This is a genomic window from Klenkia taihuensis, assembly GCF_900112525.1.
GTDB lineage: Bacteria > Actinomycetota > Actinomycetes > Mycobacteriales > Geodermatophilaceae > Klenkia > Klenkia taihuensis.
In genome coordinates, this window is the sequence record NZ_FOMD01000001.1 from 896,733 (window position 1) to 912,275 (window position 15,543).

At 74.2% G+C, this 15,543-nt stretch carries 11 protein-coding genes; 6 read left to right on the top strand and 5 right to left on the bottom strand.

Annotated elements, in window-relative coordinates; all coding sequences use genetic code 11:
• Nucleotides 1-3: 3 nt before the first annotated feature.
• From BM158_RS04420 to BM158_RS04430, 3 genes are all read right to left on the bottom strand, one after another.
• Nucleotides 4-912, bottom strand: a complete 909-nt coding sequence (locus BM158_RS04420) for an alpha/beta fold hydrolase (RefSeq protein ID WP_091555019.1) — start codon at nucleotides 910-912, stop codon at nucleotides 4-6.
• A 222-nt stretch (nucleotides 913-1,134) separates the two neighbouring features.
• Entirely contained in the window at nucleotides 1,135-3,078 is a 1,944-nt protein-coding gene (locus BM158_RS04425) for an MDR family MFS transporter (protein WP_091555021.1), read from the bottom strand.
• Complete coding sequence (locus tag BM158_RS04430; RefSeq protein WP_091555023.1) at nucleotides 3,075-3,653, bottom strand: MarR family winged helix-turn-helix transcriptional regulator; 579 nt, start codon at nucleotides 3,651-3,653, stop codon at nucleotides 3,075-3,077. The genes BM158_RS04425 and BM158_RS04430 overlap by 4 nt, the downstream gene beginning before the upstream one ends.
• A 167-nt stretch (nucleotides 3,654-3,820) precedes the next feature.
• Between BM158_RS04430 and hrpA the strand changes: the two genes are divergently transcribed.
• The 3 genes from hrpA (at nucleotide 3,821) to BM158_RS21690 (ending at nucleotide 9,069) form a co-directional block, all read left to right on the top strand.
• Nucleotides 3,821-7,753 carry an ATP-dependent RNA helicase HrpA gene (gene hrpA, locus BM158_RS04435; RefSeq protein WP_191328655.1) on the top strand — a complete coding sequence of 1,311 codons (3,933 nt, stop codon included), beginning with the start codon at nucleotides 3,821-3,823 and terminating at the stop codon, nucleotides 7,751-7,753.
• 97 nt (nucleotides 7,754-7,850) lie between these two features.
• Nucleotides 7,851-8,852 carry a hypothetical protein gene (locus tag BM158_RS04440; protein WP_091555024.1) on the top strand — a complete coding sequence of 334 codons (1,002 nt, stop codon included), beginning with the start codon at nucleotides 7,851-7,853 and terminating at the stop codon, nucleotides 8,850-8,852.
• 52 nt (nucleotides 8,853-8,904) lie between these two features.
• Nucleotides 8,905-9,069 (top strand): hypothetical protein, encoded by a 165-nt coding sequence (locus BM158_RS21690; protein WP_165628835.1) that lies wholly within the window; start codon nucleotides 8,905-8,907, stop codon nucleotides 9,067-9,069.
• 3 nt (nucleotides 9,070-9,072) lie between these two features.
• Here the strand turns inward: BM158_RS21690 and BM158_RS04445 are convergent, their stop codons facing one another.
• On the bottom strand, nucleotides 9,073-10,287 hold the full coding sequence (locus BM158_RS04445; RefSeq protein ID WP_091555027.1) for an MFS transporter: 1,215 nt from the start codon (nucleotides 10,285-10,287) through the stop codon (nucleotides 9,073-9,075).
• Nucleotides 10,288-10,422: 135 nt separating this feature from the next.
• Here BM158_RS04445 and BM158_RS04450 point away from each other — a divergent pair, with 135 nt between their 5' ends.
• The 3 genes from BM158_RS04450 (at nucleotide 10,423) to BM158_RS04460 (ending at nucleotide 14,163) form a co-directional block, all read left to right on the top strand.
• A complete protein-coding gene (locus BM158_RS04450; protein ID WP_091555029.1) occupies nucleotides 10,423-12,726 on the top strand; it encodes a xanthine dehydrogenase family protein molybdopterin-binding subunit in 2,304 nt (767 codons plus the stop codon).
• Nucleotides 12,726-13,229 carry a (2Fe-2S)-binding protein gene (locus BM158_RS04455; RefSeq protein WP_091555030.1) on the top strand — a complete coding sequence of 168 codons (504 nt, stop codon included), beginning with the start codon at nucleotides 12,726-12,728 and terminating at the stop codon, nucleotides 13,227-13,229. Before BM158_RS04450 ends, BM158_RS04455 begins: the two co-directional genes overlap by 1 nt.
• Before the next feature lie 70 nt (nucleotides 13,230-13,299).
• Entirely contained in the window at nucleotides 13,300-14,163 is an 864-nt protein-coding gene (locus BM158_RS04460) for an FAD binding domain-containing protein (RefSeq protein WP_091555032.1), read from the top strand.
• Between the two features lie 81 nt (nucleotides 14,164-14,244).
• On the opposite strand, the gene BM158_RS04465 is transcribed toward BM158_RS04460, so the two are convergent.
• Nucleotides 14,245-15,531 (bottom strand): sulfate adenylyltransferase subunit 1, encoded by a 1,287-nt coding sequence (locus tag BM158_RS04465; protein ID WP_207506169.1) that lies wholly within the window; start codon nucleotides 15,529-15,531, stop codon nucleotides 14,245-14,247.
• Nucleotides 15,532-15,543: the final 12 nt, after the last annotated feature.

The following is a 15,543-nucleotide window of genomic DNA, read 5'->3' on the forward strand; positions in this document are numbered from 1 at the left end:
AGGCTAGGCCTGCGCCAGGAAGCTCCGCAGGGCGGCCAGGGTCGCGTCCGGGGCCTCGTCGACGAGGAAGTGGCCGGCGTCCACCGGCTGCCCCTGGACGTCGTCCGCCCGTTCGCGCCAGACCGCCAGGACGTCCTCCGGGCCGGTGCCGACCACGCTGCGCCCGCCCCACAGCACCAGCAGCGGGCAGGTGACCCGCCGGCCCGCGGCGGCGTCGGCCTCGTCGTGCTCCAGGTCGATCGACGCGCCGGCCCGGTAGTCCTCGAGCATCGCGTGCCGGGTGGCCGGGTCGGCGAAGCAGCGCTCGTACTCGGCCAGCTGCGCGGGGGAGTGCGCGCCCAGCGGACCGCCCCACCCGCCGAGCAGGCTGTGCAGGTAGCCGGTCGGGTCCCCGGCGATGAGGTTCTCCGGCAGCGGCGCGGGCTGCAGGTAGAAGAACCAGTGGTAGTAGGCGGTGGCCAGCCGGCGGTCGACGTGCGCGTAGACGTGCGCGGTCGGCAGCACGTCGAGGACGGCGGCGCGGGTGATGCGGTCGGCGTGGTCGAGGGCCAGCCGGTGGGTGACCCGGGCGCCGCGGTCGTGGCCGACCACCGCGTACCGGTCGTGGCCGAGGTGGGCCATCAGCGCGGCGGCGTCGGCGGCCATCGCGCGGAAGGAGGAGCCGGCGTGGTCCGGGGTGTCGGCGGGCCTGCCGGAGTCGCCGTAGCCGCGCAGGTCCGGGACGACCAGCGTGTGGTCGCGGGCCAGGTCGGGCGCGATCCCGGCCCACAGCGCGTGGGTCTGCGGGTAGCCGTGCAGCAGGAGCAGCGGCGGACCCTCGCCGCCGGTGACCGCGTGCACCCGCGTGCCGCCCTGCGGGTGCTCGACGTCGACGTCCAGCACCTCGAACCCGGGGAACAAGGGGTCGCCCATGGCCGCACCTTGCCCGAACGCCCCCACCCCCGCACCCTCCCGCGCCCTCCCCCCGCCCTCCCCCCGCGCAGTTGATCATCGTCAGGTGCAGCCGGGGCTCGCCGGCGCGCGGCGTGTCCGGCCTGCACCTGACGATGATCAACAGGGGGTGGGGGGCGCAGGTGCGACGAGGCCCCCGGCCGCGGGTGCGGTCGGGGGCCTCGGCGGTGGTGCGGGCGGACGTCAGTCCTGGGGGCGGCCGGCCGGGAGGTGGTCGGCGGGGATGCTGTCCAGCCCCGTGGGCCGGCCGTCGTCCCCCTCGTGCCTGCCGTGGTCGGCCCCGGTGTCCTCGTGCTTGCCGGCCGGCTGGTCGGTCACGACGCCGTGCCGGCCGGTGTCGGTCGTGGCCCGGTCCGTGGCGGGGTCCGTGGCGGGGTCCGTGGCGGCGACCGAGGTGGGCGCGGCCGCACCGGCGGCGTTCGCCGCGACGGTGGCCGGCTGCTCCGTGGGCGCGTCGGCGGTCGGCGCACCGGCACCGGCGGCCCGGGCCTGGACGCCGGACTGGTTGCGCAGGGCGACCTGCGGCAGCCAGAACAGCACGACCAGACCGATGACCAGGGCGGCGGCGGCGAGCAGGAACACGAAGTCGATCGAGGTGGAGAACCCGTCCTTGAACGGCAGGGCCAGGGTGGGGTCCAGCCGCTGGACGAACGAGGTGTCCGACAGGTCGGCGCCGGCGCCCTGCAGCTGCTGGAGCTGGTCGGGGTTGGCCTGCGCGGCCTGCTGGAACGCAGCGCTGGACTGCGCGTCGGCGTAGGCGTCGCCGATGTTGGTCGGCAGCGAGCTGAACAGCACCGACAGGAAGATCGCGGTGCCCAGCGTGCCGCCCATCTGGCGGAAGAAGGTCACCGAGGAGGTGGCCACGCCGATCTCGCGGGGGCTGACGGCGTTCTGCACGGCCAGGATGATCGGCTGGAAGTTGAAGCCCAGGCCGACACCCATGGCGACCATGAACGGCACCATGACCCAGTAGTTCGTGTCGGCGCCGACGATGAACGACAGCGAGGTCAGCGCGCCGATCATCAGCACCAGGCCGATGAGCGGGAACTTCTTGTACTTGCCGGTCCGGCCGATCACGATGCCGGAGCTCATCGCGCCGGTCATGATGCCCAGCACCAGCGGGATCATCTGCAGGCCGGCCTCGGTGGCCGAGGAGCCGTGCACGATCTGCAGGTACTGCGGGAGCAGCAGCAGGCCGCCGAACATGCCCATGCCGACGACGACCGAGCTGATCGCGCTGACGGAGAACGTGCGGTTGGCGAACATCCGCAGCGGCAGCAGCGCGTCGTCGCGGTAGGCCCGCTCGGCCAGCACGAAGGCGACGAAGCCGACGGCGCCGATGGCGTAGCAGACGATCGCGCTGGTGGAGCCCCAGCCCCAGGTCCGGCCCTGCTCGGCCACGATCAGCAGCGGCACCAGGAAGGCGACCAGGGTGATGGCGCCGGGGTAGTCGATGCGCCGGCTCTGCCGCTGGTGGGGCAGGTGCAGGTTCTTGAACACGACGGCCAGCGCCAGGATGCCCAGCGGCACGTTGACCCAGAAGATCCAGCGCCAGCCGGCCAGGCCCAGGATCGAGTCCTGGCCGGCCAGGGCGCCGCCGATGACCGGGCCGAGCACCGAGGAGGTGCCGAAGACGGCCATGAAGTAGCCCTGGTACTTCGAGCGCTCACGGGGCGGCACGATGTCGGCGATGATCGCCAGCGCCAGCGACATCAGGCCACCGGCGCCGATGCCCTGCACGGCCCGCCAGGCGGCGAGCTCGTACATCGAGGTCGAGATGCCGCACAGCGCCGACCCGACCACGAACACCGCGATCGCGAAGAGGAAGAACGGACGACGTCCGTAGATGTCGGAGAGCTTGCCGTACAGCGGGGTGGCGATCGTCGACGTGATGAGGAACGCCGTGGTGGCCCAGGCCTGCAGGTCGTAGCCCTGCAGGTCGTCGGCGATGGTCCGGATGGCCGTGGAGACGACCGTCTGGTCGAGCGCCGCCAGGAACATGCCGAGCAGCAGGCCCACCAGGATGGTGATGATCTGCCGGTGGGTGAAGGTGCCGTCGGCACCGGGCGCGGCGGCTGCGGCGCGGGTGCCGGCGGCCGCGGGACCGCGGTCGGTGGTCTGGGTCATCGGTCCTTCTCGGGGGTGGGTCGGGTCCGCTGCACGCCGGCGGCGGCAGCGGGGATCTGGGGGGCGGCCGTGCCCTGGGCGGCGGCCGCGACGGAGGGCAGGGCGTCGGTGAGGTCGCTGACGAAGCGGTCCAGCAGGCTGCCGAAGGTGGCGAGCTCGGCGTCGGACCACTCGGCGGTGACGGTGTGGAACAGCGCCTCGCGCTCGCGGTGCATCGCGGCCACCACGGACTCGCCGGCCGGGGTGATCACCAGCTGGCTGGCCCGGCCGTCGCTGGCGTCCGCCTCCCGGCGCACCAGGCCGTTCTCGACCAGCAGCGCGACGTGCCGGCTGATCGTCGAGGGGTCGGCGTGCACCATCTCGGCGAGCGCGCTCTGCCGCTGCGGTCCGAGACGGAGCAGCGGGAAGAGCAGCACGTGGGCGGCCCGCTCGCGGGAGTCGCCACCGGCGGTGATGGCCGCCTTGAGGGCGTGGATGACCCGCATCAGGCGGGAGATCTGGTCGGAGACCGTGGACACGTCGCCCGGCCGGCTGCACACCCCGTCGAGGTTCGGCGTGAGGAGGGAGTCGGTCATGCGTGCTCCTCGCGGGTGGGGCGACCCGCGGTCGCGGGACGGTTGGACGGTACAACTCGTTGTGCGGTACATGCAATCAGTTGCAGGGTGCATGTTGATGTGAGGTGGGCAACTGGTTGCTCCCTGCACCGAGAACCGGGTGGCGGGCGGGTGGGACCCTGGAGGGCGTGCCTGCCGAGACCCACGAACTACGGTCCCGGCTGCCCGCGCTGACCCTCGACGACGAGCACCGGCTGCGCCGGCGGCTGGACCAGCTGCGCGGGGTGCGCGACCCCGCCGCCCGCGCCCGCAAGCACGAGCAGCTCGCCGCCGACGTCGCCCGTGCCGAGGCGCGCATCGCCGCCCGCGCGGCCGCCGTCCCCGCGGTGACCTACCCCGAGCAGCTGCCGGTCAGCGGACGGCGCGACGACATCGCCGCGGCGATCCGCGACCACCAGGTCGTCGTGGTGGCCGGCGAGACCGGGTCGGGCAAGACCACCCAGCTGCCGAAGATCCTGCTCGAGCTCGGCCGGGGTGTCCGCGGCCGCATCGGGCACACCCAACCGCGCCGGATCGCCGCGCGCACGGTCGCCGAGCGGATCGCCGAGGAGCTGGGCTCCGCGCTGGGCGAGGTGGTCGGCTACAAGGTGCGGTTCACCGACCAGGTGAGCGACACCAGCCTGGTCAAGCTGATGACCGACGGCGTCCTGCTGGCCGAGGTGCAGCGCGACCGGCTGCTGCGCCAGTACGACACCATCGTCGTCGACGAGGCGCACGAGCGGTCGCTGAACATCGACTTCCTGCTCGGCTACCTGGCCCAGCTGCTGCCCCGCCGTCCCGACCTCAAGGTCGTCATCACCTCGGCGACCATCGACGTCGACCGGATCGCCAAGCACTTCGGCGACGCCCCCGTCGTGGAGGTGTCCGGCCGCACCTACCCGGTCGAGGTCCGGTACCGGCCCGTGGTGGACCCGGACGACCCGGAGGCCGACCCCGACCGCGACCAGGTGACGGCGATCGTCGACGCCTGCCGCGAGCTGGTGGCCGAGGGTCCGGGCGACGTCCTGGTGTTCCTGGCCGGCGAGCGGGACATCCGCGACACCGCCGACGCCCTGGCCGACGCGGCCCTGCAGGCCGAGGTGCTGCCGCTCTACTCCCGGCTGTCGGCCGCCGACCAGCACAAGGTCTTCCAGCCGCACACCGGCCGGCGGATCGTGCTGGCCACCAACGTCGCCGAGACGTCGCTGACCGTGCCCGGCATCCGGTACGTGGTGGACCCCGGCACGGCGCGGATCAGCCGGTACTCCGCGCGCACCAAGGTGCAGCGGCTGCCGATCGAGGACATCAGCCAGGCCTCGGCCCGGCAGCGCTCGGGCCGGTGCGGCCGCACGTCGGACGGCATCGCGATCCGGCTCTACTCGGAGGAGGACTTCGAGAGCCGGCCGGAGTTCACCGACCCGGAGATCCTGCGGACGTCGCTGGCCTCCGTGCTGCTGCAGATGGCGTCGCTGGGGCTGGGCGCGGTGGAGGACTTCCCGTTCCTGGACCCGCCGGACCGGCGCGCGGTGGCCGACGGGTACGCCCTGCTCGACGAGCTCGGTGCCTTGACCGAGGGCCGGCTGACCGAGACCGGCCGGGCGCTGGCCGCGCTGCCGCTGGACCCGCGGCTGGCCCGGATGGTCGTCGAGGCCGACCGCCGCGGGGTGCTGGAGGAGGTGCTGGTCATCGCCGCCGGGCTCACCGTGCAGGACGTGCGCGAGCGCCCCGCCGACGCGCAGGCCGCCGCCGACCAGCTGCACGCCCGGTTCGCCGCCGAGGACTCCGACTTCACCTCGATCCTCAACCTCTGGCGCTACCTGGTCGGGCGTCAGGCCGAGCTGTCGGGCAACCAGTTCCGCCGCACCGTGAAGCGCGAGTACCTGCACTGGCTGCGGATCCGGGAGTGGCAGGACCTGCACGGCCAGCTGCGCGGCACCGCCCGGCGCCTCGGGATGACGACCGGCGACCTGGCGCCCGAACCGGACGAGCGCGGTGTGCACGCCGCGCTGCTGTCGGGCCTGCTCTCCCAGGTCGGGCTGCAGCAGGACCTCGGCAAGGACGCCTCGCCCGGCGACAAGCGGCGCGGATCGCGGGAGTACCTCGGCGCGCGGGGCGCCAAGTTCGTCATCGCGCCCGGGTCGGTGCTCACGAAGAAGCCGCCGCGGTGGGTGGTCGCCGGCGAGCTGGTGGAGACCAGCCGGCTGTTCGCCCGCACCGTCGCCCGGGTCGATCCCGAGACCATCGAGAAGCTCGCCGACCACCTGGTCAAGCGCCAGTACTCCGAGCCGCGGTGGGACGCCAAGCGCGGCTCGGTCGTGGCCACCGAGCGGGTCACCCTCTACGGCATCCCGCTCGTGGTCGGCCGCCGCGTGCAGTACGGCTCGATCGACCCGGTGCTCAGCCGCGAGCTGTTCATCCGGCACGCGCTGGTCGAGGGCGAGTGGCACACCAACCACCGGTTCTGGGCGCACAACCAGGCGGTGCTCGCCCAGGTCGCCGAGCTCGAGGAGCGCGCCCGCCGCCGCGACCTGCGGGTCGACGACGAGACCGTCTTCGAGCTCTACGACGCCCGCATCGGGCCCGAGGTCGTGTCCACCCGGCACTTCGACACGTGGTGGAAGCAGGCCCGCCGGCGCGACCCGCACCTGCTGGACCTCACCCCGGAGATGGTCACCGACGCCGCCGTCGCCGAGGAGGTGCGGGCCGGGGACTTCCCGGACGAGGTGCACCTGACGCACGGCCTGGTGCTGCCGCTGTCCTACGCCTTCGACCCCGGCGCCGAGGACGACGGCGTGACCGTCGACGTCCCGCTGGGTGTGCTGGACACGGTGGCCGCGGAGACGTCGGGTGCCTCGCTGGCCTGGACCGTCCCGGGGCAGCGGGAGGAGCTGGTGACGGCGCTGCTGCGCGGGCTGCCCAAGCAGCTGCGCCGCGGCCTGGTGCCGATCCCCGACCGGGTGCGCGAGGTGCTGCCGCACATCGACCCCACCGAGCCGCTGCTGCCGGCCCTGGAGCGGGAGATCCGCCGCGCGGTGGCGGTGCAGGTGCCGCCGGACGCGTGGTCGCCGTCCTCGGTGCCCGACCACCTGCGGGCCACCTTCCGGGTGCTCGACGACCGCGACCGCCCGCTGGCCACCGGCAAGGACCTCGACGCGCTGCGGGCGCAGGTGGCGGGGGAGTCGCGGAGGGCGCTGGCCCGGGCCTCGGCCGACGTCTCCCGCACCGGGCTGACCTCCTGGACCCTCGGCACGCTGCCGGAGACCGTGCAGGTCGACCGGCAGGGCCACCTGGTCACCGCCTACCCGGCGCTGGTCGACGAGGGCACCACGGTCGGCGTCCGGGTCGTGCCCACCGCCGCCGAGGCGTCGCGGCTGAGCTGGGCCGGGGCGCGCCGGCTGCTGCTGCTCACCGTGGGCTCCCCCGCGGCCAAGGTGGTCAAGTCGCTGCAGCCGCGCAGCCGGCTGGCCCTGCAGTTCAACCCGGACGGCGAGATCCCCGACCTGGTGGCCGACTGCGTGGACGCCGCCGCCGACGAGCTGGTCGCCCTGCACGGCGGGCCGCCGCGGACCCAGGAGGCCTTCGACGCGCTGGTGGAGGCCTCGCGCACCCAGCTGCACACGCTGACCGCCGAGGTGGTGCGCCGGGTGGAGACCGTGCTGACCCAGGCGCGCGAGACCGCGATCGCCATCGGCGCGGCCCCCGGCCGGGGCGTGCCGGCCGCGGTGGTGGCCGACCTGCGGGCGCAGATGACCGGCCTGCTGCACCGCGGTTTCGTCGCCGCGACCGGCCGCAGGCGGCTGCCCGACGTCGTCCGCTACCTCAGGGGGATGGCGGTGCGGCTGGAGAAGCTGCCCGCCGCCTCCGCCCGCGACACGCTGTGGCAGGCCCAGGTCGAGGCGGTGTGGGCCGAGTACCTGGAGGTCCGAGGCCGGGTGCCGCGGGTGGGCGGACCGGACGACCCGGTCGTGCGGATCCGCTGGATGGTCGAGGAGCTGCGGGTGAGCCTGTTCGCCCAGTCGGTGGGCACGCCCCGCCCGGTCAGCGAGCAGCGGATCCACAAGGCGATCGACGCCCTCGGCTGAGCCTTGCTCTGTTGATCATCGTCATCCGCAGCTCGGACGCGCCGACGCCGGGCGTGTCCGACCTGCACCAGACGATGATCATCACGGGGGTGGGTGCATGAGGGCGGCCGGGGCCGTCGCCGCGGCCGCGGACGCCGTCCTCGGACGGTGGTCGGGCGATCCAGCTCTCCGCGGGGCGTTCCTCGCCGGCTCGGTCACCGATCTCGAGCCGGACGACGAGGTGCCTGCGACCTCCGACATCGACGTCACCGTGGTGCTGGCTGGGACGACGGGTGGACGACGCAAGGCCCGTATCGGGGAGCTCGTCGTGGAGACCACCCTGCTGGACGTCGCCGAGCTCGCCGACGAGGAGCGGGTGGCCCGCACGCACTGGTTGGCGCCGTCCTTCCGCGGAGGGTTCGTGCTCGCCGACCCGACCGGTGCGCTGCGGCGGCTCGAGGACCGCATCGCACCGGGGTTCACCGCGCCGGACGCCGTCCTGGGCCGAGTGGACGACGTGCTGGAGCTGGTGCGGCACCGTCTGGCTGCCGCCGGACCGGCCGGTTCGTGGGCTGCCGCCGTCCTCGGGTGGGTGTTCCCGATCAGCCTGCCCACCCAGGCGCCGCTGATCGCTGCCCTGCGCACCCCGACCGTCCGCCGGCGGTACGCGGCGACTCGCGAGGTGCTCGACGCGGAGACCTACGCATGGCTGGTCGACCTGCTGGTACCGGAGGACCCGGGGCCTGCTGCCGTGCGCGCCGCGCTCGCCGACCTGACCGCCGCGTGGCCGGCGGACGGGGTCGACGACGTGGACCTGCCCTTCTCCGCGGACCTCTCGGCGTGGGCACGCGCAGTGGCGTTGGGCAGCGGCGCGGAGCTGGTGGACGCCGGTCTGCACCGCGAGGCGGTCTTCTGGACGGTCGTCTCGGCGGCCCGGTGCGCGGTGGCGCTCGGGCGGGGCGACGGCGCACCGTTCGCCGACCTGGCCGCGGGGTTGACCGGCCTCAGGGGTCCGACGGACCTGGCGGCTCGAAGCGACCGCTGCCTCGCCGGGCTCCCGGCGCTTCGCCAGGCGTGCGTCGACCTGATCTCCCGGGCTCCGGCGGGCGGTTTGCCGTGACCTGCTGGCGGGGAGGGTCTGCTGGACCGTCCACCGACGAAGGGCTCCACCGATGAGCAAGCACAGCGCCGAGACCCACGCCGCAGGCGAGGGGGTCAGCGACCGCGAGATGGTCGAGGCCGTCGCCGAGCAGACCGACAGCGCGTCGGTCAACGCCCAGAACGCCGGCAAGGACTGGGACGGCGAGGCCGCCCAGGCGCCCGACCCGACGGAGTGATCCTCAGGCCCGCGCCGCCTCCGGCAGGACGACGGCGCGGGCCGCACCCCACCCCGCCCACGCCATGGGCACCAGCAGGACCAGCAGCAGCCCGATCGACCACGCCCAGCCGCCGGTGAGGTCGTGCAGCGCGCCCAGCACCACCGGCCCGGTCGCCGCGACCAGGTAGCCCAGGCACTGCGCCACCCCGCCCATCCGGGCCGCGGTCAGCGGCGTCGCGCTGCGCAGCACCACCAGGGTCAGGCCCAGGGCGAACCCGCCGCCCTGCGCGACCCCGAACACCGCCACCCACACCACCGTGGCGCTCGCCGGGGCCAGCAGCAGGCCGGTCAGCCCGGCGAGGTAGCAGGCCAGCACCACCCCGACCAGCGGCCGCTGACCCCGGCCGCGCACCTGCAGCCGCCCGGCCAGCGTCGGGCCGAGGAACGCCCCGACCGCGCCGGTCACCGTGGCCACCGCCAGCATCAGCCCGGCGTCGGCGAGCTCGAGCCCCGCGTCGACCAGCAGCGTCGGCAGCCAGGCGCTCAGGCCGTAGAACTGGATGCTCTGCATGCCCAGGAACAGCGTCACCCGCCAGGCCAGGGCGTGCCGCAGCAGCCCCCACGCCGTCCCGGGCGGGGCGGCGGCCCGGTCGGCCCGCCCGGTCCCGGCCACCGGCAGCCACACCGCCAGCGCCAGGACGGCGAGCAGCCCCCACGCCGCCAGCGACCCGCGCCAGCCCCAGCCCAGCGCCAGGCCCAGCGGCACGGTCAGCCCCGCGGCCAGCGCGGCCCCGACGTTCAGCGCGGCCGAGTAGACGCCCATCACCAGGCCGGGCTCGGCGAACTCCCGCTTCACGTAGGCAGGCACCAGCACGTTGGCCACCGCGATCGCCCCGCCGGCCACCACGGTGCCGGCGTACAGCGCGGTCACCGGGGGCAGCAGGCGCAGCGCCGTCCCGGCGCCCAGCAGCACCAGGGACGCCGCGACCGCCGTCCCCAGGCCGACCCGGCGGGCCAGCTGCGGCGCCACCGGCGCGAAGGCGCCGAAGCACAGCACCGGCAGCGCGGTCAGCAGCCCCGCCAGCGCGCTGGACAGGCCGGTGTCGGCCCGCAGGTCGCCGAGCAGCGGGGCGACGCCGACCAGCGCGGGGCGCTGGTTGAGCGCCACCACGACGACGGCGACCAGGACCAGCAGCAGCCGTCCGCGGGTCCGGGTGGGGGCCGGGGCGGTGCGCACCGCGCCAGGGGACCACAGGCGTGGCACCGGGTGCCGACCAGGGTGGTCCTGCTCACACGCGACGTGCGAGAGTGACGTCGAGCACCCCGTCCGCGGGGCGCGCCCCACCCGTCGTCCAGCTACGGAAGCGAGCGCATGAGCATCCTCGGCACCCGGGTCGTCCGCACGGAGGACCCCCTCTTCCTGACCCGTGGGGCGGTCTACACCGACGACCTCACCGACGAGCGCCTCGCCGGCGCCCTGCACGCCACCTTCGTCCGGTCCAACGTCGCCCACGGCACCGTGACCTCGGTCGACGCCTCGGCCGCCCGGGAGGCCCCCGGCGTCGTGGCCGTCTACACCGCCGAGGACCTCGGCGACCTCAAGCCCGTACCCCCGCCGCTGCCCTTCCTCGACGCCGGCTTCTCCCGTCCGTGGCTGGTCCCGGTCGGTGGCCGCGTGCACTTCGTGGGTGACCTGGTCGCCGTCGTCCTCACCGAGGAGCGGTACCAGGGCGAGGACGCCGCCGAGCAGGTCGTGGTCGACATCGACCCGCTGCCGGCCGTGGTCACCACCCGGGCCGCCGCCACCGACGAGACGGTGCTGTTCCCCGAGGTCGGCACCAACAAGGTGGCCGCCTTCGGCGAGCCCGCGCCCGAGGACTTCTTCGCCGACTGCGAGGTCGTCGTCTCCCGCGCCATCACCAACCAGCGCGTCGCGGCCGCACCCCTGGAGACACGTGCCGCCTCGGCCGCCTGGGGCGAGGACGGCCGGGTGACCATCTGGTGCACCAACCAGGGCGCCCAGCAGGCCAAGGGCCAGATCGCCGGCTGGCTGGACCTCGACCCCGCGCTGGTGCACCTGATCACCCCCGACGTCGGCGGTGGGTTCGGCGCCAAGATCGGCGCCGACCAGGAGTACGCCTTCGTCGCGTGGCTGGCCCAGCAGGCGGGCCGTCCGGTCCGCTGGAGCGAGAGCCGCTCGGAGAACATGACCGGGATGCTCCAGGGCCGCGCCCAGGACCAGGTCGTCACCATCGGCGGCAGCCGCGACGGCAAGGTCACCGCCTACAGCCTCGAGGTCACCCAGGACTGCGGCGCCTACCCGCGCATCGGCACCGTGCTGCCCACCCTGACGATGCTCATGGCCGCCGCGGTCTACGACATCCCCAAGGTGCACGCGCAGGCGACCTGCTACGCCACGAACGGCACCTCGATCGGCGCCTACCGCGGCGCCGGCCGGCCCGAGGCCACCGCGGCGGTCGAGCGGGCGATGGACCTGTTCGCCGCCGAGATCGGCATGGACCCGGCCGAGGTGCGCCGGATCAACTTCATCCCCGCCTTCACCGAGCCGGTGCAGACCTCCTCGGGCGCCACCTACGACAGCGGCGACTACGAGGCCGCGCTCGACCGCGTGCTCGAGGCCGCCGGCTACGCCGAGCTGCGGGCCGAGCAGGCCCGCCGCCGCGAGCGCGGCGACGTCCGGCAGCTGGGCATCGGGGTGTCGGCCTACGTCGAGATCACCGGGGCCGACTCCGGCCACGGGACGTCGGAGAACGCTGAGCTGGAGGTCCACCCCGACGGGACGGCGACCGTGCTCACCGGCACCTCGCCGCACGGCCAGGGCCACGCCACCACCTGGGCGATGCTGGCCAGCGAGCAGCTGGGCATCCCGGTCGAGAAGATCACCGTGCTGCACGGCGACACCGACAAGGTCCCCGACGGCGGCGGCACCATGGGCTCCCGCTCGCTGCAGCAGGGCGGCGCCGCGGTGCACCAGGCCGCCGTCGAGCTGGTCGAGGTGGCCCGCAAGCGCGCCGCCGAGCTGCTGGAGGCCAACCCCGACGACCTCGAGGTGGACCTCGCCAACGCCGGCCTGTCGGTCAAGGGCACGCCCGGCACGGGCGTCACCTGGGCCCAGCTGGCCGCCGACGAGCAGCTGATCGTGCAGACCACGTTCACCGCCAACGCGCCGACCTTCCCCTTCGGCGCGCACGTCGCCGTCGTGGAGACCGACGTCGAGTCGGGCAAGGCCGTGGTCACCCGGCTGGTCACCGTCGACGACGCGGGCACGATCATCAACCCGCTGCTGGCCGAGGGTCAGCGGCACGGCGGCATCGCGCAGGGCGTCGGCCAGGCGCTGCTGGAGGAGATCCTCTACGACGAGGACGGCAACCCGCAGACCTCGACGTTCGCCGACTACCCGTTCGTCTCCGCCACCGAGCTGCCCAGCTTCGAGCTCGTCGAGATGGCCACGCCCACCCCGATGAACCCGCTCGGCGCCAAGGGCATCGGCGAGGCCGGGACCATCGGCTCCACCCCGGCGGTGCAGTCCGCCGTCGTCGACTCCGTCGCCCACCTCGGCGTCCGGCACGTCGACATGCCCGCCACCTCCATGCGCGTCTGGCGCGCGATCCGCGAAGCCCAGAACTCCGGCGCCCAGAAGGGGAGCACCAACTGATGCAGGTCTCGATGACCGTCAACGGGCAGCAGCGGACCGACGAGGTCGAGCCGCGCACCCTGCTGGCCCACCACCTGCGGGACAACCTGGGGTTGACCGCGACCAACATCGGCTGCGACTCCACGTCCTGCGGGGCGTGCACCGTGATCGTCGACGGGCTGACCGTCAAGAGCTGCACGGTGCTCGCGCTGCAGGCCGAGGGCTCGGAGGTGACCACGCTGGAGGGGCTGTCCACCGACGGCGAGATGCACCCCGTGCAGGCGGCGTTCCGGTCCGAGCACGGCCTGCAGTGCGGGTTCTGCACCTCGGGCATGGTGATGGCCGCCGTCGGCGTGCTGGCCGACAACCCGAACCCCACCGACCGCGAGGTCCGCGAGGGCCTGGAGGGCAACCTCTGCCGGTGCACCGGCTACCACAACATCGTGCGGGCGGTGCTCAAGGCCGCCGAGTCCGGCCCCGCCGCGGGCCAGGTCCCCGCGGCCAAGCAGGAGGTGACCGCGTGACCGAGCGTGCGAGGTCCATGAACACTGCCCCCGGGGTCACGATCCCGACGAGCGTCAGCGAGGAGCGGTCGTGATCCCCGCGCCGTTCGACTACGTCCGGGTCTCCACCGTCGACGAGGCGGTGGCCGCCCTGGCCGAGCACGGCGAGGACGCCAAGGTCCTCGCCGGCGGGCACTCGCTGCTGCCGATCATGAAGCTGCGGCTGGCCGTGCCGTCGGTGCTGATCGACATCTCCGGGGTGCAGGAGCTGTCCTACGTGCGGGTCGAGGGCGACGAGGTCGCCATCGGCGCCACCACCCGGCACCACGAGCTGGAGAAGTCCGAGGTCGCGCAGGCCGAGGTGCCGCTGCTGCCGCACGTGGCGTCCCGGGTCGGCGACCCGCAGGTCCGGCACAAGGGCACCCTCGGCGGCACGGTCGCGCACTGCGACCCCGCCTCCGACCTGCCCACGGCGCTGCTGGCGCTCGGCGCGACCGTGGTGGTCCAGGGCCCGTCGGGCCGGCGTTCCATCCCGATCACCGAGTTCTTCCTCGGGTTCTTCGAGACCGCGATGGAGGAGGGCGAGCTCGTGGTCGAGCTGCGGGTGCCGCGCACCGGCGCCGGCGGCTGGGGCTACGAGAAGTTCACCCGCCGGGAGAACGACTGGCCGATCGTGGCCGCCGCCGCGGTGCACCTGCCCGACGGCTCGACCGGGGTGGCGCTGGCCAACATGGGCGGCGTCGTGCTGCGGGCCTCGGCCGTGGAGGCCGCGCTGGCCGAGGGGAAGAGCATCGAGGAGGCCGCGGAGCTCGCCGCCGAGGGCACCTCGCCGTCGTCGGACATGCACGCCGACGCCGAGTACCGCTCGCACCTGGCCCGCCTGCTCACCAAGCGCGCCCTGAAGGTCGCGGCCGGCGAGACCGGGGCCAGCACCGCGGAGTCCACCGCCGCGTAGCCGCCGTCGTGCGACGTCGGGGACCCGTTTCCGCGCGGGAACGGGTCCCCGGCGTCGTGTGACGGGTCGGGTCGAGCGGCGTCAGAGCATGCCGGCGCCGACGGTGGCGTTGGTGGCCTCGTCGACCAGGATGAAGCGGCCGGTCGCCCGGTTGCGGGCGTAGTCGTCGACGAACAGCGGCTGCGTGGTGCGCAGGGTGACCCGGCCGATGTCGTTGAGGCCCAGCTCGCCGGCCTCGACGTCGTGGTCGAGGGTGTTGACGTCCAGCCGGTGGTGCACCGACTTCACGATCGCCCGCACCGAGCGGGTGGTGTGCTTGAGCACCAGCTTGCGGCGGTCGCGCAGCGGCTCGTCGGTCATCCAGCACACGACCGCCTCCAGGTCCTGGGTGACCGTGGGGGCGTCCTGGACCGGGCAGAGCAGGTCGCCGCGGGAGACGTCCACGTCGTCGGCCAGCCGGACGGTGACCGCCATCGGCGCGAACGCCTGCTCCAGCGGACCGGAGGGCCCGTCGATGGCCGCGACCGTCGTCGTCAGGCCGCTGGGGAGCACCTGGACGGCGTCCCCCACCCGGACGACGCCGCTGGCCACGCTGCCGGCGTAGCCGCGGTAGTCGCGGTGCGCGTCGGACTGCGGCCGGATGACGTACTGCACCGGGAAGCGCAGGCCGGTGTGCACCAGCTCGCTGCCGACCTCGACCTCCTCGAGGTGGTGCAGCAGCGACGGGCCGTCGTACCAGGGCATGTTCTGCGACGGCGTCACCACGTTGTCCCCGGCCAGCGCCGAGATGGGGACGACGGTGACGTCGGGGACGTCGAGCCGGGCGGCGAAGGCGGTGAACTCGTCGCGGATGGCGGTGAAGACGTCCTGGGACCAGTCGACGAGGTCCATCTTGTTCACCGCGACCACCAGGTGCGGCACCCGCAGCAGCGCGGCCAGGAACGCGTGCCGGCGGGACTGCTCGAGCATGCCCTTGCGGGCGTCGACCAGCACGATCGCCAGGTCCGCGGTGGAGGCGCCGGTGACCATGTTCCGGGTGTACTGCACGTGCCCGGGGGTGTCGGCGAGGACGAACGTGCGCCGGGGGGTGGTGAAGTACCGGTAGGCGACGTCGATGGTGATGCCCTGCTCCCGCTCGGCGCGCAGGCCGTCGGTGAGCAGCGACAGGTCGACGTGGTCACCGCGCGAGGCCCGGGAGATGGCCTCGTACTGGTCCTCCAGCACGGCCTTGGAGTCGTAGAGCAGCCGGCCGATCAGGGTGGACTTGCCGTCGTCCACCGAGCCCGCGGTGGCGATGCGCAGCATGTCCTTGCGGGCGGTGGCGATCTCCGCGGCGGCGGTGGACAGGTCGTCGACGGGGGCGCTCACGCGGCCACCTCC